This is a genomic window from Pectobacterium carotovorum, assembly GCF_033898505.1.
GTDB lineage: Bacteria > Pseudomonadota > Gammaproteobacteria > Enterobacterales > Enterobacteriaceae > Pectobacterium > Pectobacterium carotovorum_J.
On the sequence record NZ_JAXAFK010000001.1, the window covers coordinates 2385478 to 2411978 of the forward strand.

23 protein-coding genes are annotated in these 26501 nt (G+C 54.4%); 9 read left to right on the forward strand and 14 right to left on the reverse strand.

Annotated elements, in window-relative coordinates:
• Window positions 1-86 precede the first annotated feature (86 nt).
• From truA to pdxB, 3 genes are all read right to left on the reverse strand, one after another.
• Window positions 87-938 carry a tRNA pseudouridine(38-40) synthase TruA gene (gene truA, locus R9X49_RS10655; protein WP_319848320.1) on the reverse strand — a complete coding sequence of 284 codons (852 nt, stop codon included), beginning with the start codon at window positions 936-938 and terminating at the stop codon, window positions 87-89.
• Window positions 938-1948, reverse strand: coding sequence for an aspartate-semialdehyde dehydrogenase (locus R9X49_RS10660; RefSeq protein ID WP_319848321.1), 1011 nt, complete (start codon window positions 1946-1948; stop codon window positions 938-940). Before R9X49_RS10660 ends, truA begins: the two co-directional genes overlap by 1 nt.
• Window positions 1949-2109: 161 nt before the next feature.
• On the reverse strand, window positions 2110-3246 hold the full coding sequence (pdxB, locus tag R9X49_RS10665; protein ID WP_319848322.1) for a 4-phosphoerythronate dehydrogenase PdxB: 1137 nt from the start codon (window positions 3244-3246) through the stop codon (window positions 2110-2112).
• Between the two features lie 285 nt (window positions 3247-3531).
• On the opposite strand from pdxB, the gene R9X49_RS10670 reads away from it, so the two are divergent.
• A complete protein-coding gene (locus R9X49_RS10670) occupies window positions 3532-4410 on the forward strand; it encodes a DMT family transporter (RefSeq protein WP_319848323.1) in 879 nt (292 codons plus the stop codon).
• Between the two features lie 104 nt (window positions 4411-4514).
• On the forward strand, window positions 4515-5759 hold the full coding sequence (gene flk, locus R9X49_RS10675) for a flagella biosynthesis regulator Flk (RefSeq protein ID WP_319848324.1): 1245 nt from the start codon (window positions 4515-4517) through the stop codon (window positions 5757-5759).
• A 143-nt stretch (window positions 5760-5902) separates the two neighbouring features.
• Here the strand turns inward: flk and fabB are convergent, their stop codons facing one another.
• Entirely contained in the window at window positions 5903-7120 is a 1218-nt protein-coding gene (gene fabB / locus R9X49_RS10680; protein WP_319848325.1) for a beta-ketoacyl-ACP synthase I, read from the reverse strand.
• 172 nt (window positions 7121-7292) lie between these two features.
• Between fabB and mnmC the strand changes: the two genes are divergently transcribed.
• Window positions 7293-9320, forward strand: a complete 2028-nt coding sequence (gene mnmC / locus R9X49_RS10685) for a bifunctional tRNA (5-methylaminomethyl-2-thiouridine)(34)-methyltransferase MnmD/FAD-dependent 5-carboxymethylaminomethyl-2-thiouridine(34) oxidoreductase MnmC (RefSeq protein ID WP_319848326.1) — start codon at window positions 7293-7295, stop codon at window positions 9318-9320.
• Between the two features lie 66 nt (window positions 9321-9386).
• Here mnmC and R9X49_RS10690 read toward each other — a convergent pair whose 3' ends face one another.
• The 6 genes from R9X49_RS10690 to prmB all read right to left on the reverse strand — a co-directional run bounded on the left by R9X49_RS10690 (window position 9387) and on the right by prmB (window position 14226).
• Window positions 9387-9671, reverse strand: a complete 285-nt coding sequence (locus R9X49_RS10690; RefSeq protein WP_010285074.1) for a YfcL family protein — start codon at window positions 9669-9671, stop codon at window positions 9387-9389.
• Window positions 9672-9704: 33 nt separating this feature from the next.
• Complete coding sequence (locus R9X49_RS10695) at window positions 9705-10250, reverse strand: elongation factor P hydroxylase (RefSeq protein WP_319848638.1); 546 nt, start codon at window positions 10248-10250, stop codon at window positions 9705-9707.
• Window positions 10251-10278: 28 nt separating this feature from the next.
• Window positions 10279-11079 (reverse strand): sulfite exporter TauE/SafE family protein, encoded by an 801-nt coding sequence (locus tag R9X49_RS10700; protein WP_319848327.1) that lies wholly within the window; start codon window positions 11077-11079, stop codon window positions 10279-10281.
• Between the two features lie 32 nt (window positions 11080-11111).
• Window positions 11112-11957: a penicillin-insensitive murein endopeptidase gene (gene mepA / locus R9X49_RS10705; protein ID WP_319848328.1), complete on the reverse strand. Its 846-nt coding sequence runs from the start codon at window positions 11955-11957 to the stop codon at window positions 11112-11114.
• A 7-nt stretch (window positions 11958-11964) separates the two neighbouring features.
• Window positions 11965-13050, reverse strand: a complete 1086-nt coding sequence (gene aroC / locus R9X49_RS10710; protein WP_319848329.1) for a chorismate synthase — start codon at window positions 13048-13050, stop codon at window positions 11965-11967.
• A gap of 234 nt (window positions 13051-13284) precedes the next feature.
• Complete coding sequence (gene prmB, locus R9X49_RS10715; RefSeq protein WP_319848330.1) at window positions 13285-14226, reverse strand: 50S ribosomal protein L3 N(5)-glutamine methyltransferase; 942 nt, start codon at window positions 14224-14226, stop codon at window positions 13285-13287.
• A gap of 171 nt (window positions 14227-14397) precedes the next feature.
• Between prmB and smrB the strand changes: the two genes are divergently transcribed.
• Window positions 14398-14940, forward strand: coding sequence for an endonuclease SmrB (gene smrB / locus R9X49_RS10720; RefSeq protein ID WP_319848331.1), 543 nt, complete (start codon window positions 14398-14400; stop codon window positions 14938-14940).
• Between the two features lie 88 nt (window positions 14941-15028).
• Here the strand turns inward: smrB and sixA are convergent, their stop codons facing one another.
• Window positions 15029-15511, reverse strand: a complete 483-nt coding sequence (gene sixA, locus R9X49_RS10725) for a phosphohistidine phosphatase SixA (protein WP_319848332.1) — start codon at window positions 15509-15511, stop codon at window positions 15029-15031.
• Window positions 15512-16604: 1093 nt separating this feature from the next.
• On the opposite strand from sixA, the gene R9X49_RS10730 reads away from it, so the two are divergent.
• The 5 genes from R9X49_RS10730 (at window position 16605) to R9X49_RS10750 (ending at window position 22125) form a co-directional block, all read left to right on the forward strand.
• Window positions 16605-17153 (forward strand): spore coat U domain-containing protein, encoded by a 549-nt coding sequence (locus R9X49_RS10730; protein WP_319848333.1) that lies wholly within the window; start codon window positions 16605-16607, stop codon window positions 17151-17153.
• Window positions 17154-17336: 183 nt separating this feature from the next.
• Window positions 17337-17873, forward strand: a complete 537-nt coding sequence (locus R9X49_RS10735; RefSeq protein ID WP_319848334.1) for a spore coat U domain-containing protein — start codon at window positions 17337-17339, stop codon at window positions 17871-17873.
• Between the two features lie 35 nt (window positions 17874-17908).
• Window positions 17909-18682 carry a molecular chaperone gene (locus R9X49_RS10740; protein WP_319848335.1) on the forward strand — a complete coding sequence of 258 codons (774 nt, stop codon included), beginning with the start codon at window positions 17909-17911 and terminating at the stop codon, window positions 18680-18682.
• 58 nt (window positions 18683-18740) lie between these two features.
• The gene (locus R9X49_RS10745) at window positions 18741-21110 is read left to right on the forward strand and encodes a fimbria/pilus outer membrane usher protein (RefSeq protein WP_319848336.1); all 2370 of its coding nucleotides are present in this window, start codon (window positions 18741-18743) and stop codon (window positions 21108-21110) included.
• A 4-nt stretch (window positions 21111-21114) separates the two neighbouring features.
• The gene (locus tag R9X49_RS10750) at window positions 21115-22125 is read left to right on the forward strand and encodes a spore coat U domain-containing protein (protein ID WP_319848337.1); all 1011 of its coding nucleotides are present in this window, start codon (window positions 21115-21117) and stop codon (window positions 22123-22125) included.
• Here the strand turns inward: R9X49_RS10750 and fadJ are convergent.
• The 3 genes from fadJ to R9X49_RS10765 all read right to left on the reverse strand — a co-directional run bounded on the left by fadJ (window position 22118) and on the right by R9X49_RS10765 (window position 26180).
• Window positions 22118-24301, reverse strand: a complete 2184-nt coding sequence (fadJ, locus tag R9X49_RS10755; RefSeq protein WP_319848338.1) for a fatty acid oxidation complex subunit alpha FadJ — start codon at window positions 24299-24301, stop codon at window positions 22118-22120. The two genes, R9X49_RS10750 and fadJ, sit on opposite strands and share 8 nt — an antisense overlap.
• On the reverse strand, window positions 24298-25611 hold the full coding sequence (fadI, locus tag R9X49_RS10760; protein ID WP_319848339.1) for an acetyl-CoA C-acyltransferase FadI: 1314 nt from the start codon (window positions 25609-25611) through the stop codon (window positions 24298-24300). The genes fadJ and fadI overlap by 4 nt, the downstream gene beginning before the upstream one ends.
• A gap of 272 nt (window positions 25612-25883) precedes the next feature.
• On the reverse strand, window positions 25884-26180 hold the full coding sequence (locus R9X49_RS10765) for a YfcZ/YiiS family protein (protein WP_319848340.1): 297 nt from the start codon (window positions 26178-26180) through the stop codon (window positions 25884-25886).
• Window positions 26181-26501: the final 321 nt, after the last annotated feature.

The window sequence follows — 26501 nt, forward strand, 5'->3', positions numbered from 1 at the left end:
AATACGCACCGCACACGGTCAGATGGCCATAGGTCAACAGGCCCCGTGCGATACGACAAAAAACGAACAACTCACACCAATAAGCACTAGTCCGCCAAAAAGAGTGGACCCATCGTGGGCTGTGGCAAGGCAAAACGCGCCGGGTAATCCACCGCCACTAAATACAACCCTTCGGCTCTGGCCGTCGCTGCCGCCAGCGTACGATCCTTGGCCGCCAGCAGGTCTGCAATCCACGATTCCGGGCGATTGCCACAACCGACTTCCATCAGGCTACCGACAATGTTGCGCACCATATGATGAACGAACGCATTGGCCTTAATATCTACCACGATATAGTCACCGTGACGTGTAACCTTTAAATGATTTACATAGCGCCACGGCGTGCGCGACTGGCATTGCACCGCCCGAAAAGAGGTGAAATCATTCTCCCCCAACAGACACTGCCCGGCACGCTCCATCCGCTCCACATCCAGCGGATGATAAAAGTGCGTCATGCCATGTGAGAGCACCGCAGGGCGATAGCGGTGATTATAGATGACATAGCGGTAGCGACGTGCCGTGGCGCTGAAGCGCGCATGGAAATCCTCGTCCACCGTTTTCACCCAGCGCACGGCGATATCCGGCGGTAAATTCGCATTCACGCCCATCGTCCAGGCCGCATCTTTCCTGACGGCGTGCGTAGTAAAATGCACAACCTGCCCGGTGCCGTGAACGCCTGCATCGGTTCGCCCGGCGCAAAACACCTCTATCGGTTCATCCGCGACTTTGCTCAGCGCCTTTTCAAGACAGGCCTGCACGCTAGCGACATCAATCTGACGCTGCCAGCCATAATAGCGGCTCCCGTCATACTCAATGCCTAGCGCGATTTTCTGCGGGGCGCGTTCGTTTTCCGCAGCGGCGTCGGCCTGAATAGCCTCCACCTGAGTGGTTTCCGACATTACCCGAGATACTCCTGCACCAGACGTTCCGCTGTTTCCACCGCCATCAGCGCACCGCCAAAGCGAGCATTATCAGCAACCGACCAAAATTGCAGCAGCTCAGGAATACCATAATCGTTACGCAGACAGCCTACGCTCAGTTGCCCATTACCGGAAGCATCGCCAACCTGCGTCGGGTAATCCTGCTCGTCGCTTACCTGAATATTCCCGGCGTTGAGTAATTCATCACGCGCTTCTTCCGCAGACAGCGGACGCAGTGATTCAAGATGGACAACCTGCGCGTGACCATAGAACACAGGAGACTGAATGCAGGTCACTGAAATCGGCAATCCTTCGTCCTGCAAGACCTTACGCACCTGCTCCACCAGACACCGTTCTTCACGCACGCTGCCAGCGTCATCCGGCAGTAAAGGCAACAGGTTGAACGCCAGCTGTTTCGGAAAAATCCCTTCTTCTGGCGGAATACCGTTCAGCAAACGGGCACTTTGCCCAGCCAGATCGTCTACCGCCGCTTTGCCGAAGGCAGAAACCGACAGCATATTGACGACATGCAGGCGTGAAAGCCCTGCTGCATCGGTCAGCGGTTTAATCGCCGTCAGCAGTTGACTGGTCAGGCTGTCTGCCACCGCAACAATGTTACGGTTACGATAATCTGCCAGCGTATGCGTATTTACGCCCGGCACCACCAGCGGGACATCCGGTTCCAGCGCAAACAGGCCGCTGCTGTCGATCACCAGACAACCTGCGTCTCCAGCTTCTTCCGCATAGCGGGCGCTGACATCCTGACCAGCGACAAAAAACGCCAGCTGTGCCTGTGACCAGTCAAAATCCGCCACATCGGTGACCAGACAGGACTGGCCGTTAAAGCGTATGGTTTCACCCGCGCTACGTTCGCTGGCCAGCGGATACAGTTCACCCACCGGGAATTCACGTTCCTGCAATAATTCCAGTAACGCCGTGCCTACTGCGCCCGTTGCGCCCAGCAGAGCAATATTCCAGCCGTCAGACATTTGGTTCTCTCCCAAATTTTGAATGAAACACAAATCATGAATGGAACCAACAGACGATAGCGACGCCGCCTGTCAGTTCATGAATAAATAACTGTCCGTTAATGAATAAAGCGTGATGCTTGTGCGACGTATCCGCCAGCGGAGAACTTCAGCGGCCTCCGTTAACGTACATCCCGCACTGACGCTGTGAACCCCAGCGCGTTCAGGCAATCTGCGCTGTCAGCATCGGCGCAGATAACATGGAGTGACGACCATTCGCGTCGTTCCTGATAATGTTTGCGTAGGCGATCGAACTCGCCTTCCTGATGCGCAACGTGGCGCAACAGTGCATCGTCCCGGCGCACATCATACACCAGATGCACCAGACGTTTTAGCAACGCCTCATCCAGCGGTACGGTCAGAGTCACTTCGGCAAACTCTGGCTCAGGCAAAAGCGACGAAAGCGCCACCTGCTGAGGGGTTCCGATAAACTCGCTCCAGGCTTCAAAAACCTGCGTAGTGCCGCGCGCCTTCCCCTCCAGGGTATAACCGGCGATATGCGCCGTACCAATATCGACTCGCGCCAGCAGATCGGTTGATAATTCGGGCTCAGGCTCCCATACGTCAAGAATGACGCTGAGTTTTTTACCCCGCTGCAACGCCTCAAGCAGTGCAGCATTGTCCACCACCGGGCCGCGACAGGCGTTAATCAAAATACGTCCGTCCGCAAACGCGTCCAACACGTTGGCATCAACTAAATGATGGGTACGGTATGGGCCATCGAGATACAGCGGCGTGTGCAGCGTCAGAATGTCGGCATCGCGCACCAGCGTTTCTAGCGGCAGAAAATCGCCTGCATCACCGCGATCGGCACGCGGCGGGTCGCACAGCAGCGTTTTCACGCCCCAGGCTTTCAAACGCGCATCCAGGCGTCTACCAACGTTCCCCACGCCGACAATCCCTACGGTTTTATCACGCAGTTGGAAGCCATCACGCTCGGCCAGCATCAGCAAAGAAGAAAACACGTACTCCACCACCGCGATGGCATTGCAGCCGGGAGCAGCAGAAAACGCAATGCCGTTGGCGTTAAGCCAGACATCATCAACATGGTCGGTGCCTGCCGTCGCACTGCCGACAAATTTTACTGCCGTACCAGACAGCAAATCCGCGTTCACCTTCGTGACCGAACGCACCATCAGCGCATCGGCGTCTGCCAGCAGATCGCGTGGTAAAGGACGTCCCGGCACGGCGTGCACTTCGCCCAAACGACTAAATAGCTCGCGGGCATACGGCATATTCTCATCAACCAGAATCTTCATTGTCTTCTCCGACATCGGTAGCCAGCCAAAAAAAGCGGGGAGATATTTTGCCACCGAATGATGCAGAAACCCAAGGCAATTACAACGCGATGTCGTTCCGTCATCAGTTAGCATCAATGAGGACCTTACAAGATGGGGGGTCATAGGAAGCCAATCGCCATACAAGGTTGATAGCCGTCACATGGCTCTGCTATGGTGTTTGCCGTTGCGGCACTTGCCCTATTTTTATCTCCCAGATTGGCAACCGATGCGTTTTCCGTCTGGTCTGTTATGAGAAATCCAACGTTGAACGCCCTATTTCCCACCATTGCCGTCCTGATCTGGTCAATTAATGTCATCGTTAACAAGCTCTCCGCGAGCGTCATTGACCCGGCCGCTATCTCATTTTATCGCTGGCTACTGGCATTCCTCGTCATGACGCCGTTCATGCTGCCAACCCTACGCCATCATGCGGTAGCCATTCGCCAACACGCCTGGAAGCTGCTGGTGCTGGGGTTGCTCGGCATGGTGCTATATCAAAGCCTGGCCTACTACGCAGCGCACTCGATCAGCGCCGTGATGATGGGAATCATGGGTTCGCTCGTGCCGCTACTCACCGTCCTGCTCAGCATTCCTCTGCTGCGCGTTGCACCTACGCTGGGTGTCGTACTCGGCAGCCTGCTGTCGCTGGCGGGAATTGTCTGGCTGATCGGTGAAGGGCATCCAGAACAGATTCTGGCGCAGGGCATCGGCCCCGGCGAATTTATGATGTTTTGCGCGTCGTTGTCCTATGCACTCTATGGCGTGTTAACCAAACGCTGGAGCATCCCCTTGCCCAACTGGGTATCGCTCTATGTGCAAATTGCCTTTGGCGTGGTGATACTGATTCCAAATTTCCTGCTGACGGACAATGTGCAGCTTACTGCCCAAAACCTGCCGCTGGTGATTTTCGCTGGCATCATGGCCTCAATCATCGCACCTTTTCTATGGATTCAGGGGGTTATGCGTCTGGGAGCCAGTAAAGCCGCCATCTTTATGAACCTGACGCCTATCTTTACGGCAATGATAGCGATTGGTTTTTTGCACGAGCCTTTGCATCATTATCATCTGATTGGCGGCGGCATCACGCTACTCGGCGTTATCCTCGCCCAGCGTCTGCGTACCCCGCTGGGTCGCACCTCATGAGACCCGCCTGATATTCGTGCCGTTTTACGCGACGCATGACTATCGGCCGTCACGGGAGATTGCTATGATTCATCTCAATCATGACGGCAGTGAGGATAACCGATATGCAACCTGTAAGTGGCCCAGGTGCCCCGCTGCCCGGCGAACGTCCGGTTACGCCGACCACCACATCCTCGGCCTCATCCGCCTCGAATACCACGGGTTCAGCCAACGGCGATCGGCCGCTCACGCTGGCGCAGCGCACCACGCTGGAAAATCTGGTGCTTAAAGTTGCCGCACTGACAACATCAAAGGCCGCGGAAGTCTGGACAACGGTAAAACAGGGATTAGGTCTGGCAGAAAATAGCGAACTGCAATCCCGCCACTACCAGCCTGCCGAGCAAATACTCCAGACGCGTTTAACGCAGGCACAAGATAACGGCGGGCGTCAGCAGTTGCTTCAACGCCTGACGGATATGCTGTCTCAGGGAAATAATCGTCAGGCAGTCAGTGATTTCATCCAGCAACGGTTCGGCAGCACGACGCTAAGCGCATTGAATAAAACGCAGCTACAGCAGGTTGTGACGCTGCTGCAAAATGGGCAAATCCCGCAGTCAACGGCACCGGCCAGCACGGCGCAAACCGCTCAGGCCGCCAACTCGCCCGATCGTCCCCTCAATCCTGCTGAACAGCGCGGCCTGAATCAGTTAGTCACCCGCTTAGCAACCATGACCGGGGAACAGCCTGCAAGAGTCTTAAGCAATCTGATGATGATGCAGAATCTTAACGCGGGCGACGCCATCCCGTTAAAACATCTGCCGCTGATCACGCAGTTCCTGCAAGCACAGGTTGAGCTGCAACAGACACAAACGCTGCTGCGCGCCACCTCACCGGCAGCACAGGGAACCCCCACAAATGCGGGAACCGCAGGCGCAGCGCCAGAATCGCTGACAGCTAACACGACTAACGCGAATTCGTCGTCCGCCGTGAATCTATCATCACAGCCTCTACCGGCACAGAACGCACTGCTTTCCCCGAACCTCGCCCCGCTGCAAGCTTTGCTACAGCAGCCCATGACCGCGCAGGAACAGCACTTGCTGATGGATTACACGCAGAATCGCTTCAATATCGGCTTACAAACTCCGCTGACGCCGATGCAGGTCAGCGATCTGCTAACCTTCCTGTTCACACAGCGTATTCAGCGTGCGCAGGAAACGGATTGGACTACGACGTCACAGCTGCTGCATCCGCTGTTTAACCCGCTGATTGCGTCACTGCCGCTCAGTTGGCAATCCCTGTTCCATAAGCCGATGTTTCTGGTGATTGTCAGCACCTGCGTGGCGGCATTTCTGCTCTGGGTTCTGATCTAACCGCCAGGCCCGTTAAAGGCAGGCTTATCGCTCATATCATCGTCAACAAAACTATCATCAACAAAGCCATCGCCAACAAAAAACCCCGCGGCTTGCGCCAGCGGGGTTTTATTTATTTGAGATAATGCCGAAGAATAATTCGATTATTTATCGAGCTTTCTCATCACCAGCGCAGCATTGGTTCCACCGAACCCGAAGCCGTTAGACATAACGGTTTTCAGTTTACGCTCAGTGGGTTCAGTAATGATGTTCATGCCTTCCGCACGTTCATCCAGCGTATCCACGTTGATGCTCGGTGCAATAAAGCCGTGTTCCAGCATCAGCAACGAGTAAATCGCTTCCTGAACACCAGCGGCCCCCAGAGAGTGACCGGTCATCGCTTTGGTAGCAGAGATCGGCGGAATCTTATCGCCGAAGACTTCGCGAATCGCCCACAGTTCTTTCACATCACCTACTGGCGTTGAAGTACCATGTGTGTTGATGTAATCGATAGGCGTGTCAATATCCTGCATTGCCATCTTCATGCAACGCACCGCGCCTTCGCCTGATGGCGCAACCATATCCGCACCGTCAGACGTCGCACCGTAGCCGACGACTTCCGCGTAGATGTGCGCGCCACGCGCCAACGCGTGTTCCAACTCTTCGACAACAACCATACCGCCGCCGCCTGCAATCACGAAACCATCGCGATCGGCATCATAGGTGCGGGAAGCTTTTTCTGGTGTTTCATTGTATTTGGTCGACAGTGCGCCCATGGCATCAAACTCACAGGCCAGTTCCCAGCACAGCTCTTCACCGCCACCGGCGAATACGATGTCCTGTTTGCCCATCTGGATTTGCTCAACCGCGTTACCGATACAGTGCGCAGAAGTCGCACAGGCAGAGCTGATGGAGTAGTTCACACCGTGGATTTTGAACGGCGTTGCCAGACAGGCAGAGACCGCTGAACCCATGGACTTGGTCACGACATAAGGGCCAACGGCTTTCAGGCCACGCGGGCTACGCATCGCGTCAGCACCGAATACCTGATAGCGCGCAGAACCGCCGGAACCGGCAATCAGACCAACGCGTGGGTTATTCTGATAAACCTCATCGGACAGCCCGGAATCCTGAATCGCCTGCTCCATGGATAAGTAGGCATAAATCGATGCATCACTCATAAAACGCACAATTTTGCGATCGATGAGGCCAGTGGTGTCCAGTTTGACATTCCCCCAGACGTGACTACGCATACCGGAATCTTTCAGCTCTTGAGAGAAAGTAATACCCGAGCGGCCTTCCCGCAATGATGCCAGAACTTCCTGCTGGTTATTACCGATGCTTGATACGATCCCCAGGCCAGTAATCACTGCACGTTTCATTTAATACCTCTTCTTCCACTTATAGAGTTTGGGATTTCGCTTCGCACTTTAGCGTACAGTTGTAAGCTGAACAAGTCCGATCAGCCGAACTATCGCGAAATTATTGCTAAATTTGCGCCACGATATTCAGCTCGTTAAAATCTCGCCATCACTTGAATAATGAGCTTTTGTCGTGACGAACCTTCCCATCCAACATGCGTCGTTAAGTTGGAACGCTCAGGGTACACCTGTATCGCAACAGTTTGATGACGTCTATTTTTCGAATCAGGATGGGTTGGCTGAAACCCGTTATGTGTTTTTAAAGGGCAATCAGTTTCCTGAGCGTTTTGCCACGCATCCGCGCGCGGCCTGCGTGGTAGCAGAAACCGGCTTTGGCACTGGCCTGAATTTTCTCACGCTGTGGCAAGCCTTTGCCGACTTCCGTCAACAGCAGCCGCAGACGACATTGCGCCATCTGCATTTCATCAGCTTCGAAAAATTCCCTCTGCGCCAGCACGATTTGGCTGCCGCCCACGCCCAGTGGCCGGAGCTGGCCACATTCGCAGATGAACTGCGTGATCAATGGCCGCTCCCGCTGCCGGGCTGCCACCGTCTGATACTGGCACAGGGGACTATCACGCTCGATTTGTGGTTTGGTGACGTCAACACTTTATTGCCTGAGCTGGATGACACCCAGAATCATCAGGTCGATGCCTGGTTTCTGGACGGCTTCGCACCTTCCAAGAACCCGGATATGTGGACAGATAACCTGTTTCAGGCAATGGCTCGTTTGTGCCGTAAAGAAGGCACGTTTGCCACCTTTACCGCCGCGGGCTTTGTGCGTCGCGGTCTGCAACAGGCAGGATTTCAGGTCAGAAAAATCAAAGGATTCGGGCAGAAACGCGAGATGCTGAGCGGCATCCTTCCCGACACGCTTCCCGTTACTTCGCCCACGCCGTGGTATGCGCGCCCTGCGGCCAGTACGACTGACGATATTGCGATTATCGGCGGCGGTATCGCCAGCGTGCTGATGGCCCTTGCTCTGCAACGACGCGGCGCAAACGTCACGCTCTACTGCGCGGAGGCACAGCCTGCTACGGGAGCTTCCGGCAATCGTCAGGGGGCGCTGTACCCTCTGCTGAATAACCGGCACGATGCGGTATCCCGTTTTTTCTCCCTCGCGTTTGATTTTGCCCACCGCAGCTATACGGCACTGGCACAGCAGGGTCTGGTATTTGAGCACCAGTGGTGTGGTGTCAGCCAGCTTGCCTGGGATGAAAAAAGTGCGCGTAAGATCGAGCAGATTCTGCAAGGAGAGTGGCCGGAAGAGCTGGTCGTTAGCGTGGATGCGCAGCAGTTGGAAACGCAAAGCGGCCTAAATCCCGGCGTAGACGGCATCACCTACCCCGACGGCGGCTGGCTGTGCCCGGCGGAGCTGACGGCTTCTGCGCTGAAGCTGGCGGAGCAAAACGGCCTGTCGGTACAGATGAATACTACCGTTTCCGCACTGGAGAAAACGGACGACGGCTGGGCGCTCACGCTGAGTACCGGCCAGCGGGTACATCATGCAGTCGTGGTACTGGCGAACGGTTATCACATTACCGACTGGCCACAAACCCGTGATTTGCCGGCCTACGCCGTGCGCGGGCAGGTCAGCCATATTCCCACCAACCCTGTGCTGGGGCAGCTCAAGCAGGTTCTGTGCTACGACGGCTATCTGACACCGGTCAGCCCGCACCATCAAACGCACTGTATCGGAGCAAGCTATGTACGGGGAGAGACACGCTGTGATTACCGGGAAGAAGAGCAGCAAGAGAACCGCCAACGGCTGCTGAATTGCTTGCCTGACGCAGAGTGGGTCAAGACGATCGATGTCAGCGATGCACAAGCGCGTCAGGGTGTCCGCTGTGCGCTGCGCGATCATCTGCCGCTATTAGGGGCCGTACCAGACTATGAACAAACCCTGGCAGAGTATAAAGAACGATTGCATCCCCAACACCGCGCCGACACGTTACCCAGCGCACCCTACTGGCAGGATCTGTTTATCATCGGTGCGTTAGGCTCACGTGGGCTCTGCTCTGCCCCACTCGCGGCAGAAATTTTGGCTTCACAAATGTATGGAGAACCGCTGCCGCTGGATCGCGACACGCTTGCTGCGCTAAACCCGAATCGCTTCTGGATAAGGAAACTGCTGAAAGGCAAACCCGTCACTCAGGATTAATGAGGAAGAAGATGTGCTGGCTTGACTAAGCCAGCACTGATTGCTTAACGATGAGCACTGATGAAATCAGTGTGTACTGTTCTGCGCCTGCTGGAACAGTCGTTCCCACATTCCGTTGACCAGTACCTGATCCGGCGGTGACAGTTCACCGTTTTTGATGGCATTATTAATACTGTCGCTAACGCGCACATGCAGGGCTTCAAGCGTGTGTTCCCCGTTTTCTTCCGCTTCTGCCACCGACACCGTCAGATGACCACGCAAGTAGCCACCAGCAAAAAGCTCGTCGTCGCTGGCATGTTCTACCATGTCATCAATCAGCGCCAGAATGCGCGTTTCAAATTCTGCGATCATTTCTTATCCTCAAATTTTTGCATTTCCCGCGCATCACAGATCGGCTGGATACGGGAAGCTCGCCGCCGTCAGCGGGGGCGTATTGTAAAACGATTGTAACGCGCGAATAAAGCATGCCGGACGAGCGGGAATGCCCTCTTCCAGATACTGCATCACCTGCGCATGCACACGCCGCTGAAAATCAATGCGGTCCGGCTCGCAGTCGCCGTTCAGGTTGTCGCAGCTGACGTTAAACGGAAAGCCCGCAGCGACACAGAACAGCCAGTCGAAAGCCTGCGGTTTGATTTCTACTCCCTCAAACTGGCTTTGCGTCGCCGCATCGCGGCCATCCGGGCAGTACCAGTAGCCGAAATCAACCTGCAAGCGCCGCTGGGCGCCGGCAATACACCAGTGAGAAATCTCGTGCAGCGCGCTGGCATAAAAACCGTGCGCAAACACAATCCGGTGATACGGGATGTCATCATCCGCTGGCAAATAAATCGGCTCATCGTCGCCTTTTACCAGACGGGTATTGTATTCATCGCCAAAGCAATCATTAAAAATATCAATCAGTTGCTGATAATGGTGCGTCGTTGTCATGTTATCTGTTGTTATCATAAAATTGTTATCATAAAAACTGTCCCAGCCAGACAGCAATGTCGTGCCCATGGCTGTCATAAATCAGCTTGCCGCTCATGGTGGCGGAAACCAGCACCAGCATAGGACGAATCAGCTTTTGCCCTTTCGTCATCACCATTCTAGCCCCCAGCCGCGCGCCGAGGATCTGCCCGATCAGCATGACACCACCGACCACCCAGACCACCTGACCGCCGAGGATGAAGAACAGCAGTCCACCGAAATTAGAGGTAAAGTTCAGGATTTTGGCATTCGCCGTCGCTTTTGCCAGATTGAAGCCATACAGGGTGACAAACGCTAACGCATAAAACGACCCCGCGCCGGGGCCAAAGAAACCGTCATAAAAGCCGACGCAGCCGCCAGCCAGAATCGCAAACGGAAGGGGCGACAGGCGACGCTGCCGATCTTCATCACCGATTTTGGGCGTTAATAAAAAGTAGAGGCCGATGCCAATGATCAGCACCGGCAGCAGTTGGCGCAGAAAATCGGCGTGAATTTGTTGGATCAGCCAGGCACCAAAGGTCGAACCGGCAAACGTCAGCGCAATCGCCAGTTTCTGCTCGCCCAGATTCACCGCACGACGGCGGATGAAATAGAGGCTGGCGGAAAAGGATCCACCGACGGCCTGCAGTTTATTCGTTGCCAGCGCCTGCGCGGGGGATAGCCCCGCCGCCAGCAGGGCCGGGATCGTCAATAAACCGCCGCCGCCCGCAATCGAATCAATAAATCCCGCCAACGCCCCGACAAAAAACAGCACGGCCAGCGTTTCTGGCCCAAGAACTAACCAGTCCATAATTATTTTTTATCTCGCGACATAGTTATCCGTTATCTCGCAGCAAAATGTCTGTCGAGCAGTGCCTGACAAGAAGGAGGCAACGGCGGCGGTGTAGTTTTCTCTGGTGCTTCACTACTCGGCTGCTTTGGCTGGAACCAGCTGGTCAACTCGGCACCGCATCCGTCACCGAGTGGCGGATCGCTTTGCTCCTGACATTCCAGACTGTCTGCCGGGCAGCGCAGGCGCACGTGCATGTGCGCACGATGCGCAAACCAGGGGCGAACTTTGCGCAGCCAGTCACGATCGTGACCCGCTTCTACGCACAGCTGTTTTTTAATCGCCGGATTGACGAAGATGCGCGTCACATCGCTATCCAGCGCGGCGGTTTTGATCAGGGTCGTGATTTCCGGTCGCCAGACGCGCGGATTAACGTTAAGCCCGCTGGCGTTCACCAAATCGATAGGCTGTGGCTTCAGCAGTTGCTGCTCGCTCCAGCGCTGTCTGGGCAGTTGCAGCCAGATGTCGACATCCAGCCCGGATTGGTGACTGGCGTGGCCGCTGCTGAAACGTCCACCGACAGGCATTCCCATATCCCCCACCAGCACATTACCCGAAGTCGTGCGCTTCACCTCGTTGCTCAGGCGGTGAATAAACGCCAGCAGATCGGGGTGACCGAAATAGCGGCGCTGATCGACACGCATCACCTGATAGTCCAGCGACTGCAACGGCAGCGGCTGGGCACCGATGATACAGCCATTGGAAAAACTCCCAATTGACTGCGGCGTGCCCGCAACCGGATGCGTTATCTCCTGCCAGGGCGTTTTCGCCCACGCGGCGTTCGACCACAGCGGCGCACTCAGCACCAGCGCGAGAACCCCGATTAACCCTTGTTTCATTATTTTTTTACCAGCGAGGAACCTGACTGTTCACATCCCCACACTGTGCGCGTTGGCGCAGCAGGTGATCCATTAACACAATCGCCATCATGGCTTCGGCAATCGGCACTGCGCGAATACCGACACAGGGATCGTGGCGACCGCGCGTGACCATTTCAGTCGCTTCACCCTGACGGTTGATCGTCTTTCCCGGCACCATAATGCTGGAGGTCGGCTTCAACGCCAGATGCGCAACGATGTGCTGACCGCTGCTGATCCCGCCCAAAATGCCGCCAGCGTGATTGCTTTGGAAACCATCCGGCGTGATTTCATCACGGTTTTCGCTGCCGCGTTTGGTCACAACCGCAAAACCATCGCCAATTTCGACGCCCTTCACGGCGTTGATGCTCATCAGCGCATGGGCCAGATCGGCATCCAAACGATCGAAGACCGGCTCGCCTAATCCGGCGGGTACGAATTCCGCCACGACACTCACCTTCGCGCCAATAGAATCGCCCTCTTTTTTGAGCGCACGCATCAGTTCATCCAAGGCTTCCAGCTTGTCGACATCCGGGCAGAAGAACGGGTTTTGCTCAACCTGTTCCCAATCTTTCAGTTCGCAGGTGACATCGCCAATCTGCGACAGATAGCCACGTACCTTCACACCGTATTGCTGTTGCAGATATTTCTTCGCAATAGCCCCTGCGGCAACGCGCATCGCGGTTTCGCGCGCGGAAGAACGGCCACCACCGCGGTAATCACGCAGGCCATACTTTTGCTCATAGGTGTAGTCCGCATGACCGGGGCGAAAAACATCTTTAATCGCACTGTAGTCCTGAGAACGCTGATCGGTGTTTTCAATCAGCAGACCAATGCTGGTCCCTGTCGTCACGCCTTCAAAAACGCCGGACAGGATCTTGACCTGATCGGGCTCGCGGCGCTGCGTCGTATAGCGGGATGTTCCCGGACGGCGGCGATCCAAATCGTGTTGCAGATCCGCTTCCGTCAGCGGGATCCCCGGCGGTACGCCATCAACAATACACCCCAGAGCAATACCGTGGGATTCACCAAATGTAGTGACGCGGAAAAATTGCCCAATACTGTTGCCTGCCATCACAACTCCTTCGCATGTGTTCTGTTTCTGCCCTACCGTCTAAACAGTAAGGCGAATAAATATCGTTATGACCGTTTAATCACGGCTGCTGACAGAGGTCGTTGAGCGGTAGTAACGGATAGATCGTAAAGACGCTGCAAGTACATCCCTGTAAGCTCGGATTGCGCCATCCATGGCGCAAACGCTTTACTCTTCTATTCCGTTACTCCCGCCCTCACTTCGCAAATAGGTTTATCAACTATCCGAATCACGGTAAGCGCTAAAATGATCTTTGCAATCAACCAGCTGTGATCGCGTTAGCATAAACACGCCGTCACCGCCGTTATCAAACTCCAGCCAGGTGAACGGGATTTCTGGGTATTGATCGATCAGGTGCACCATGCTGTTGCCCACTTCGCAAATCAGCACGCCGTCGTCGCTAAGATAGTCTGGCGCACAGGCCAGAATACGCCGCACCAGATCCAGACCGTCGTTGCCCGCCGCCAGCCCCAGTTCAGGCTCGAAACGGAACTCCTGCGGCAGATCGGACATATCTTCTTCATCCACATACGGTGGATTGGTCACGATCAGATCATAGCGAATCGCCGGTAAATCGCGGAACAGATCGGACCGGATTGGCGTCACGCGGTATTCCAGACCGTGCTGCTGAATATTCTGTTCGGTTACCGCCAGCGCATCGGCGGAGATATCCACGGCGTCAACTTCCGCTTCGGGGAATGCCTGCGCGCAGGCAATCGCAATACAGCCGCTGCCCGTACACAGATCCAAAATATGGTTTGGCGCTGCTGGCAACTGCTCATCAAAATAGTTATTGATCAGCTCACCAATCGGAGAACGCGGCACCAGCACGCGTTCGTCAACGTAGAATTCCAGGCCGCAGAACCAGGCCTTGTTGGTCAGATAGGCAACCGGGATACGCTCATTGACGCGGCGAATCACGCGTTCAACAATGCGCTGCCGCTCGCTGGTGATCAAACGAGACGTGTACATATCTTCAGGAATATCGAGCGGCAAATACAGGCTGGGCAATACCAACTGTATGGCTTCATCCCAGGGATTATCCGTCCCGTGACCGTAATAGACGTTGGCTGCGTTAAACCGGCTGACAGCCCAGCGCAACATATCCTGAATGGTATGAAGTTCACTGACGGCCTCATCGACGAAAATTTTGTCCAAGGGTGTCCTCCGCAGACAGTTCTGAACGGGAAATTGGCTCTTAGTTTGCCATGAAGCCCGCGACAAATCAGCAGATATAACCGACTGAACGCGCCCCGATACAGACTTTTATTTAGCGACAGCGAGGAGACAAGGTAAACTGATCGAATGTTGACGCAAGATGAATGAAATATGAGTAATAAATATTCGCTGAATGACGACGAATTGCAGCTTTTTCGCACGTCAATCACTGGCACAAAAAAGTTGCGTCAGGATACCTATACCCACAAACCGCTGCGCAGAAAATCAGGCGAATTGCCCGCCAAACGGGTATTGCAGGAGCAGGTTGATGCCAGCTTTTATTTTTCGGATGAATTTCAGCCCCAGTTGGACGCAGAGGGCCCGACGCGCTACGTCCGCCCCGGTGCCAGCCACTATGAATTGAAAAAACTGCGCCGGGGAGATTATTCGCCGGAGCTGTTTCTGGACCTGCACGGCCTGACGCAGCTTCAGGCGAAACAGGAGCTGGGCGCGCTGCTGGCAGCCTGCCGGCGAGAGCACGTTTACTGCGCCTGCGTGATGCACGGGCACGGCAAACATATACTGAAACAGCAAACGCCGCTCTGGCTGGCGCAGCACCCTGACGTGCTGGCTTTTCATCAGGCACCGAAAGAGTTTGGGGGGAATGCCGCGCTGCTGGTGTTGGTCGCGCTGGAGGCACCTTCGCTTGAGTAATCTCGTCCTTCGTCAACGAATGACAAGGCGTGTAAACTCGTTACACGCCTCATACCCTATGAATTCAGGCGTTTCGGGGGTAGTCGTATTAGGGTTTCGCGGTCAGCTGTGCCGGGCTGACTTGCCAGTGCAGAACGCCATTGCCAGATTCCGCTTCCACCTGCACACAGGCAACAGCGGACGTGGCGAACATCGGAGCCGTTTCATTCCGACATAATTCGGCGACCAGATAGCCCACCAGCGGCAGATGCGAAACAACCAAAACCGCCCCTACGCCTTCTCTCGCCAGCGTTTGCAGATAATAACCGACAAGCTGGGCATCCCCGCCGGGCGTCAGTTCATTTAAGCAATCCGCTTCTTCCGGCAGCGGCAGCACGTTCTTCACCACGTCGAGCGTTTGCTGGGCGCGTAAATAAGGGCTTACCAAAACGCGCTCAATATCGATATTTTGCTCGTTCAGCCAACACGCCATCTGGCGAGACTCATCACGACCACCGTCGCTCAATGGCCGAACGGCATCACTCGCTGCATCAAGTACCGCATCACCATGACGCATTATCAACACTTGCATATTACACCGCTATGTTAATGAAATATATGGTATATCCTCATAACCTGCCGGCATGAGGATTGGCTTTCCTGCAATTCGGGCATGCCTGCAACGTAAGCCATATAAGGTTTGCTGTAGGTTACCTGAGTTTCTCGCTATGTAAACTCGCCTGAGATCAGGTTTTGGTAGAAAACTTCATCCTCACCGCTTCCTCCTACAGACAACCGACCGGAGTCAGCCGAAAATACGACCGAATACTGTTGTAAAATTAACCATTTCCAATGACGCGTTTTTAGCCGATCCGTCACCAAAGAGTCAATAATTGTTATGAATCGACAACGTCAGAAGGTGCGCCCCGCTCTTGACTCTTCAAAGTAATTACATGATAAATAAAGCATTTAAAGACATCTGATAGAGTCTCTCACATCCGCAATAGATGACCATACGTTTATAATGGCCATTATAATCAATTACAATAAAATCAAAAAATAGGATATAGAATCCGACAAAGAACAAAAAATCAGCACAAAAACCTGATAAAATCATAAATATCGATTTTTTACACTTTTTTAACACATATCAATTTTGCGACATTGTTAAACAACCACTCTACTTCTATCTTTATCTTAAATAGCGTTTTTTTTACTATTCGTTTTATATAAACAAGGTCATTACACAGAATATAACGTCATATAATAAAAATAGATTGCTCTTCTATTTATGGACGAATGCGCAATTCAGGATAAAGCCCGAAGAACTTCTCTGTTATTTTATATGCCCGCCATTATTCACGCCATGGAAGAGAATATTAGCAATACGTTTCTTTATAGATTTATTTTCACCATACGGAAAGCACTGAAAATAGTAGCGATATATATTTCAGCAGTGCGACATTTTTGTGTCAGTCGGTTGGGCAATCAGGAAAAAGAATATCTCTTCTGCATTTTCCCGAGTAGCCGAAACCATGCCATATAAATACCCGTACTGATTAAAACGACTCGTTATGATTTTTTTCGTAATAGTCACTCATGACGAGCAGTTTTCACGGAGAGCACTGTACTTTCGTGAAGACACTTTCGATGAAAATAAGTGAGAGACATATAAAGGAATCGTTATGAATTCTAAACGTATAACATTATCTATCCTGGCGACACTATTTACCACATTCGGCCTATCCCCCACCGCCAGCAGCGTGACGATTAATGGTCAGATTCCAGTATCACTTACCATTACCGCCGCCTGCACGGTCAACAACGGGGGTGGCGCAGGAACCACATGGGGAACAATAGACTTCGGCTCCCACTCCGATCTCACTGCCGCGATTGATAGCCAGGTCACCAGCATCGGGGGCAACGGAATTACGGTCAGTTGCTCTGTAGGCACCCCCGCATCATTAAAGATAGGTGCAGGTGCAAACGCCACCGCCTCGCTACGCAGGCTGGCACCAGGTACAGGAACCTATAACGTCCCTTACCGTTTATATAGCGACTCAACCCGCACCACTGAAATCCCGCTGAGTAGTACCACCGGCATTGCCATTGTGGCAACGGGCAACCCGCAGCTGGTTCCGGTGTATGCACGTATCCTGCCGTCAGACCAGACCGTTCTGGCACCCACCGCAGGGGCTTATACCGACACCGTCACTGCAACTATCGAATGGTAATTTTTTACAGGCCGGCATGTTTACCTGTCGGCCTTTTTAGGGTCATTGATCCGTAAGAAAAGGAGCCGTTATGTCACCACGCCTTATATGCGATATCGCGTTGACTGCCTGCACTCTGCCGTTCACCCCTGAGTTGGGTGTGTTCCGCGTCGCCATCCTGGTCAGATAACCGTTGGTATTGCGATGCGTTTTCCATTGGCATTGGTTTTGTCACTTCTGCTGTCCGGCTCCATCATCCCTACGGTGGCGATGGCGCTCACCGTTAGCAGCACATTCGATGTCACGGCAACGATACAAAGAGGCTGTGTTTTTGGCACCAGCACGGCAACTAGCCAGCCCAATATGGGCACGCTTGACTTCGGAACGCGCAGCGCCACGGCAACCAACGTGGATGTCGCCAGCACCAGCGGCGGCGGTTCGATTGTTGCCACCTGCACACCCGGCACGAGCGCCATCATTGAACTGGGCTACGGCGCCAATGGCGGCAGCAGCGCACAGCGTTATCTGAAAAATACAGCGGGAACGCGTTTGTTGGCCTATCAGCTTTACCGCGATGCTGCGCGCACGCAGGTGTGGGGAACGGGAAGTCTGGCGCTCAGTATTGTCTCCTTTCCCGCCACAACCCAGACCTACACCGTTTATGCCCGCTATTTTGGCGGCACGCCTCTGCCTCCCGCAGGGGTTTATACCGATAACGTGACCGTCAGCCTGACTTATTAAAAACAAAACAGGGTGAACACAGGATGAAGAGGAAAATGACGTTTTTTATTCGGGCAGTGGCCTTTTTATTAAGCGGTTTCAGCGCGTTTTGCTTTGCCGCCAGCTCTATCCTCGTTTGGCCGATTTATCAGGTAATTGAAGCCGATGAGAACAGCTCAGCGCTGTGGCTGGAAAACAAAGGCAATGCGCCCGTCGGTTTGCAAATCCGCATCATGTCCTGGAAGCAAATAGACTTTCAGGATCGTTATGCCGAACAAAGTAATGTGATTGCTACACCGCCGTTCATGACGCTGGAACCGGGTAAGCGCAATATGGTACGCCTGATTCGCGTCAACTCGGCCCCCGCCAATACCGAACAGGCTTACCGCATCATCGTTGATGAGATTTCAGCGCCCTATCAACAAGATGCCCCGCAGATGGGGCTACAATTCCAGATGCGCTATCTGCTGCCTCTGTTTCTTGATGGTGAAGGCGTCTGGACGCATAGTCGCCCGGAAAAACGACGCGCCAACGCCGAACCTACGCTGCCCGTGCTCAGTTGGCGAATCGGCGCAGTGGGGGGGAAAAACCATCTGTATGTCCGCAACCGTGGCGTGGTACATGCCCGGCTGAGTAACGTCTATTGGTCAGCCGACCCGAGCGGGAAAGGAAGCCGGATAAAAGTAACCGACGGCTTTTTAGGCTATGTGCTACCGGGGCAAGAGATGCGCTGGCCGTTGCCTGCGGGCGTATCCACACCGAGCGCGGCGATGCAGCTCTTCACCAACTTGATCGATATCACCGATCCCATACTGATTAAACGCGAATGATGGTTCGGTTGATGAAAGAGGCGTGTCGAGTGGCCGTTCGGCCATGGTGAGGTCTGGCATGAAGCGTAAACCAGGTGCCTTTCCCCTGCTTATCTACGCTCCGCTTGCGCTGTTTTATTCTGCTACGATTCTCGCGGAAGAATATACCGATCTTCCTGCGCCCCCCAGCGCCATGCCCTCGCTCAGCGAATCCGTTTATTATTTGACGGTTTCCGTTAACGGACGGAGCGATAACACGGTTATCCCTGTCACGTATCGTGCCGGGAACTATTATGTGGATGCGGCAATACTGCGTCAGAATCACATTCGCCTGTCGGAGCAAAGCGTGGGGCAAGTTAATATCAGCGCCCTGCCAGAGGTCACCGTCGATTACGATCAGGCCATACAGCAGCTAAAGCTGACCGTGCCCATGCACTGGCTACCCGATCAATCCGTTGACGGTGGGGGGCAGGATATGGCACGTTTCCCCGCCCGCAGTAGCCCCGGCATGCTATTCAACTATAACCTTTATTACACCTCGCCCCGCGGCAGTTCGGATTCGCTCAGCAGTTGGATGGAACAGCGCTTTTTCAGCCCCTACGGGACCTTATCCAATACGGGGATCTACTATTTCACATCGGGCAACAGCACTTCGCAGCAAGATGGCTACCAGCGCTTTGATACCTATTGGCGCTATAACGATAACGAACGCATGATCACCTATCAGGTTGGCGACCTGATTAGCAACTCTCTGACGTGGAGCAATTCGGTACGCATGGGCGGCCTGCGTGTCGCCCGCAACTTCGGCCTTCGCCCGGATATCGTGACCTATCCGATGCTGCAATACACCGGCACCGCCGCCGTACCCAGCACGCTTGACCTATTTATCAACGGTTATAAAGCCAATAGCACCAGCCTGAACGCAGGTCCATTCACCCTCACCAATACGCCTTACCTAAACGGTGCAGGGGAAGCGACCGTCATCACCACGGACGCGCAAGGGCGACAGATTTCCACCACGCTCCCCTTTTACGTCTCCAACGCCTTGCTGAGAGAGGGACTAAGCGATTTCGATCTGTCCGTTGGTGTGTTGCGTCAGGATTACGGCGTACAGAATAATTCCTACACTGACGATCCTGCCGTCAGCGGCATCTATCGCTACGGGTTGACCAATACACTGACGGTATCGGCACATGGCGAGGCCGTACAGGATCTGTATCTGCTCGGCGCTGGGGTAGATTTTACCGTCGGCCGCTGGGGCACGCTGAGTTCTTCCTACAGCCAAAGCGAAAAGGAAGCCACCGGACACCAATACACCACGGGTTATTCTTACTACAGTTCTGCCTTTGGCCTGAGCGTTCAACACGCTAAACGCAGTGAGAAGTACCGCGATTTAACCGCCGTGCTCACAGAAGGTCGCCTCAGTCGGGAAAGCTATCAGGCGACGCTCAGCAGCCAGCTGTTTGGTGAAGGCAATGGCACCTTCGGCGTGGGTTACTTCGACATCCGTGCGTACGATTCAACCCGTACCCGTCTGCTGAATCTCTCTTTCAGCCGTCAGGTCTGGCAAGACAGCTCCATTTATCTTGCCTTTAACAAAGCACTGGGAGAAAACGGCTACAGCGCCCAGCTCCAGTTCGTCATGCCTTTTGGTAAAAATGGCAGCATCAATGCCGGGGTTCAGCGCGACAGCAATGGCGATTATTCACCGCGCGTGGGGGTGAACCGCACCGCGCCGACAGAAGGTGGATTTGGCTGGAACGCCGCCTATGGCGCAGGAAGAAACCCCTATCACCAGGGATCGCTGAACTGGCGTGGCCCTTATGCCACAATGGCTGGCGGAACCTATGGCAACGAAGGCGATACCACGCAGTGGGGGGAACTCAGCGGCTCGCTGATCTACATGAACGGGGGGCTTTTCCCCAGCAACCGCATCAACGACGCCTTTATTGTGGTCGATACCGAAGGATACTCCGATGTTCCAGTAAAATATGAAAACCAACTGGTGGGGAAAACGAATAAACGCGGCCACTTACTCGTACCGTGGGTGGTATCCAACTACCCCGCGAAAGTAGAAATCGATACGTTACAACTGCCGGCCAACGTCACCACACCACAGGTGGAATCACGCGTGTCGGTCAAAGAAGGCAGCGGCACCATCGTGAAATTCCCCGTTCATGTCGTGCGATCCGCCAACATTAAGCTGCGCAATACGGATGGTAATCCGCTCACCATCGGCACCTGGATAACCGACGAAATCAGCGGTGACACCACCATCAGCGGCTACGATGGCCTGGTCTATTTCGCCAATCTGGGAACCGCTAATCGCTTACGTTTTAAACAAGAAGACGGACGGCTTTGCCGGGTGGAATTCTCACTGGCGGAATCACAGACCATGATGGCGACCATCGGCCCACTCACCTGCCAGACGACTGACCCAAAAGGATAAAATGATGCTGACCACGATACCGACAATCCAGCACGTCTTCCCCACCAATCGGCGATCCGCCCGCTGGTTGCGTCTGGCTTTCCTGCTGGTGGCGCTGTATTACGCCCCCTTTAGCGACGCCGCCTGTACCACGCCCCCCAGCAACACGACGCTGGGGCCTTATGGTTCTTCCGTTGTCGGCGTTAACGGTACGCCACAGGTCGTGGCATCGGGGAGTGGATTTCGCTGCACGGGGAGTCTATTGAGCTTAGCCAGCACCAATACCATCATTGCGACGATACAGAGTGACAGCAACCCCAGCGGCACCACTATGCGGATGCGCAGAGGAACAAGCTCAGATTACGTGCCCTACAGCCTGTGTATGGATTCTGGCTGCGGTACACTCTATAACATCGGTTCAACCTATACCTGGAGCCGGACGACCTTTCTGGACATATTAGGCCTGTTCAATTCCACTGACGGCACGATGCCGGTCTATATCCGTACCAGTATCGGCAATAACGTTTCTGCCGGAACCTATACCGATACGGTAACCATCAAATGGGATTATGAACTTTGTTCGCTGGGGGCACTCGGTCTTTGTGTTTACGAAAGAGGCTCAACCACTTCAACCCTCAATATCACCATGAATATCACCAATGATTGCCAGATCACCAGTGCGCCGAATGTCAGTTTTGGTATTGCGGCGTTTCCCGCCGATTTCGCGGCAGTCAGCAATAGCCTCGGGGTGCGCTGTACGCTGCTGGGCGCATATACCGTCAAGCTCGTCAGTACGCATCCCGACGATGCCAACTGGCGCAGAATGACGGCCACCGTCGGCGGCACCCCTTACTACCTGCAATATCAGCTCTATCGCACCGGGAATATCGCCTGGACCGAAAACAGCGATTACAGCGGGACGGGCACGGGGATTACGCAGAGTATCCCGTACACCGCTCGCATTAACGCCAGTCAGGCCAGCAAGCCAGAAGGCTCGTATAAAGATACCGTCACGATTAACGTCACGATCAACTAGTGCGAAGGTCTTCATTGGTTGGTGGGTAAAATGTCCGCCGACCTTCCCGCATCGCGAGCAAGCGTTCACAGGGTGCGAACCGATCGCCATACTGCTGTTGCAGCACCAGCAGCGTTTTTACAACCGTCTCGACGCCCAGACGATCCATGTAGTGAAATGGCCCGCCGAGGAAAGGGGGGAAACCGATACCGAATACGGCACCGATATCACCATCGCGCGCACATTGGATCACACCTTCATCCAGACAACGCGCCGCTTCGTTCAGCATCATCATTACGGCGCGCTGGCTGATGAGCGCGGGGTCGATATGGGCCTTCGATGTCACATCCAACAGCGGATAAATCGAGCTATCCACCTCTCTCCCCGAGTGCCAGAAACGGCGCGTTTTGTTGTATCGATAGAACCCTTTCCCATTCTTGCGCCCTTTGCGTCCGTCTTTCAGTATCGCATCAAACGCGGGCGGGGACGTGAAACGTTTACCCAGTTCTTCGCTTAACACCGGCACAATTTTGGTCGCAACATCGATGCCCACTTCATCAAGCAGCGCAAGCGGGCCGACGGGGAAACCAAAACGCACCAGCGCATAGTCAATCGATTCAATCGGCTCCCCTTCCAGCAGACAATAAGCCGCTTCGTTGATATAAGGCGCCAATATGCGGTTCACATAAAAACCGGCGCTGTCGCCCACGACGATCGCGGTTTTCCCCTGCTTTCTCGCCAAAGCAACCGTCGTTGCAACCGTCTCTGCGCTCGTGTGAGCGTGAGGAATCACCTCAACCAGCGGCATTTTGTCCACCGGACTAAAATAGTGCAGGCCAATAACCTGCTGCGGACGACGCGCGCCCTCCGCAATCTGGTGGATTGGCAGCGATGAGGTGTTTGACGCGAATATCGTATGCGGCGCGGCGTGATCTTCAATCTCCGCCACCATTTGCCGCTTCAGCGCCAGATCTTCAAAGACGGCCTCAATGACGATATCCGCATGTTCAAACCCGCGATAGTCCGTACTGCCGGAAATCAACGTCATCAACCGCTGACGCTCCGTCGGCTTCATCCGTTTACGCTGGACGCGCTTGGTCAGCAGTTGCCAGTTGTATTTCAGAGCATGGTTGATGCCCTGCTCATTGATATCTTTAATACGCACCGGCAACTGCCCGCGCGTCGCCGTCACACTGGCGATCCCTCCCCCCATCAACCCGCCGCCAAGAATGCCGACGTGGTGAATTGGCCTAGCGTCAGAGGCCGCACCGGTGGTTTTCTTTAACGCGTTGGAAGCAAAGAACAGGTGGCGCAGCGCGGCAGATTCCGGTGTCATTACCAACTTGCCAAACGCTCGCGCCTCCTGGCGGTATCCTTCTTCACGGCCCTTTTCCACTCCCCGGCGCACGACCTGAATAATCTTTTCCGTGGCCGGATAGTTGCCGTGTGTTTTCGCGCGGGTCTTGCGCTTCACCATCTTGAAAAGCACATGGCGAATGCCCGGGCTGCTCAGCAGGCGCGAACGCCAGCCCAGCGGCTCGGCTTTACGTTTTCCTTTTTTGAGGATCTCTACCGCCGTCTCCAGCAGGATATCGTGCGGGACGGCTTCATCCACCAGCCCCTGACGTAGCGCCTGACTCGCGCGGAGATGGCGACCGGTCAGAATGAGATCCAGCGCGCTATCCAGGCCAATCAGCCGTGGCAAGCGCTGCGTTCCGCCCGAACCGGGAAGGAGCCCAAGCTGCACTTCCGGTAGCCCCAGCACCGTCTTTTCATCCAGCGAGCAAACACGATAGTCGCAGGCTAATGCCAGCTCCAGCCCACCGCCCAGACAGGCACCGTGGATCGCAGCTACCACGGGGAACGGCAGCGCAGCAATCTGATCGAATGTTTCCTGCCCTTGCCTCGCCAAATTTTCTGCCTGTTCAGCGCTGCTGCACTGGTTCAACATGGTGATATCGGCACCGGCGATAAACGAGTCAGGTTTAGCAGAAATCAGAATCAGCCCTCTAAGCGTTGCATGCTGTCGTGCCTGCTCGAAAACCGAAAGAATTTGTTCCGCAAATTCGCTTTTTAGCGTGTTCACCTTCTCGCCGGGCACATCAATGCCGATCACACCGATATTGTCCGGCCGAATAGTGAGGGAAAAGGCAGAGGGGCTTTCCGTTACTGTAGGGAAAGGCTGTTGATCGTTCATGGCGTCACCTCCAGTACCATTGCCGCACCCAGCCCGCCAGCCGCGCAGGCGGTGGTTAATCCCAACCCGCCGCCGCGACGGCGCAGTTCATTCAGCGTTTGGGTAATCATCCTCGCCCCGGTGGCCGCAAAGGGGTGCCCATAGGCGATTGAGCCCCCCAACACATTGAACTTGGCCCGATCAACTTCACCCAGCGCGGCATTTCTCCCCAGTTGATTGCGGGCAAACTCATCGCTGGCAAACAGTTTGAGGTTAGCCAGCGTCTGGGCAGCAAAGGCTTCGTGCATATCAATGAGCGTCAAATCAGCCAGCGCCACGCCAGCCCTTGCCAGCGCGAGCGGAGAGGCATAGGCCGGCCCCAGCAACATATCACGCTGCACGCCAATGGCGCTGAACGCATAGCTGCGCAGGTAGCCTAGCGGCGTAAGCCCCAGACTTTTGGCCTTGGATTCACTCATCATCAACACGGCCGCTGCGCCATCCGTCAACGGCGTACTGTTGGCCGCCGTGACCGAACCGTGCCGACGGTCAAACGCCGGGCGTAAACGGGAATACTGCTCCAGTGCGGAATCATGGCGCACATTGTTATCTTCACTCAGCGCCTTCTCATAAGGCGGGACGTAAGCCGTCATCACTTCATCGCGCAGCACGCCAGATTCCCAGGCCTGTGCCGCCAGCCTGTGCGAACGGTGCGCCAACTCATCCTGCTCTTCACGCGTGATACCGTAGGTTTTTGCCATCTGTTCCGCGGTATCGCCCATGCGCAATCCGGTGGAATACTCCGCCACGGCGGGTGCAACCGGCAGCAGGTCTTTCGGGCGTAGGCCGCTTAACAGTTTCAACTTCTGGCCCAGCGTTCTGGCTTTGTTCATATCCACCAGCGTTCTGGCCAACGCTTTGCTGACACCAATAGGCAGCACGGAAGAGGAATCCGCGCCACCGGCAATACCGACTTCGACCGTACCCGCCATAATACTTTCTGCCACGTTGGCAACCGCCTGAAAACTGGTCGCGCAGGCACGCGACACGCTATAGGCATCGGTATGTACGCTCATTCCCGTGCCGAGCACGATCTCTCTGGCGATATTCGGCGCTTCGGGCATTTGGACCACCTGTCCAAACACCAATAGCTCGATCAGCTCAGGATCGATACCCGTGCGAACCAATAATTCGCTGGTGACGAGCTTCCCTAATTCGAGGGCAGGTACGCCATGATAGGCCGTTGCCTGCCGGGCAAATGGGGTGCGTAATCCGCTCACGAACGCAATGCGATCGCCACGGCGGGTTATCAGAGGTAATACCTCACTCATAAACGCTCCTGTTAACCGAAAATACTCCCGTTAACCAAAAATACTTCCGTTAGCCAAAAATAAATTGCGCGCACAACAGGTCAGACCTGATTTCATTGTTAACCAGATGGTTACATTACGCAAAGTCACGCAACGCAAAAGTGTGAAGAGCAGCGAGTAGCAGCGAACAAAAGTGAAGAAATAGCAATAACAGAAGGAATAGAGGCGAGGTAATGCATTAGTGGAAGCAGTGACGGGCAGGAGCCACAAGAAGGATCCTGCCGGGGAAAATATTAACGCAGGCCGAGCTGGAAAATCATCGTTTCAGCCTGGCAACTGAATGTAAAACCGATGTCCAGCTTAACGCCACCGTCTATGTCTTCCAACGTGCTGACAATGTCGCAGGGGTCAGACTCTACCGCACGCGCTTTTGCCGTCAGGGCGGCCAGCGCCGCTTCCGCGTCAGAACGATCGCCGAAAACCTTGCTGTAAGACGCTGTGCAATCTGTGTTATCCATGATTGTGCCGACATCGACACAGCAGCAGGCTGCGGTTTCTTCAGCACTGCATTTGTTGATTACGTTCGTCATGCTGCTTTCCTCTTAAAACGCGGGAGATTATGATCCAGTTCAAATATTTTCTATCCTCCTTATATTTTACTCCCTCATCCCAAATCAGTGCCAGCACTTCATGCCAGCCAGTAATTTTAGTGATATCAATCACATTAAGGTGTTATACGGCAGTAAAAACCGAGTAATATCTCTTCACACAAATTAACCAAAACGTTAAGCAGATCTAAATTTTGCATCATTTTGGAAATATTCTTAATACACGAATGCAACATTATCGTATTCCCAACTTATACTTTGGCAACTGGTCTGATTTGTCAGGCTGAGTGCGCCCCCTACAAT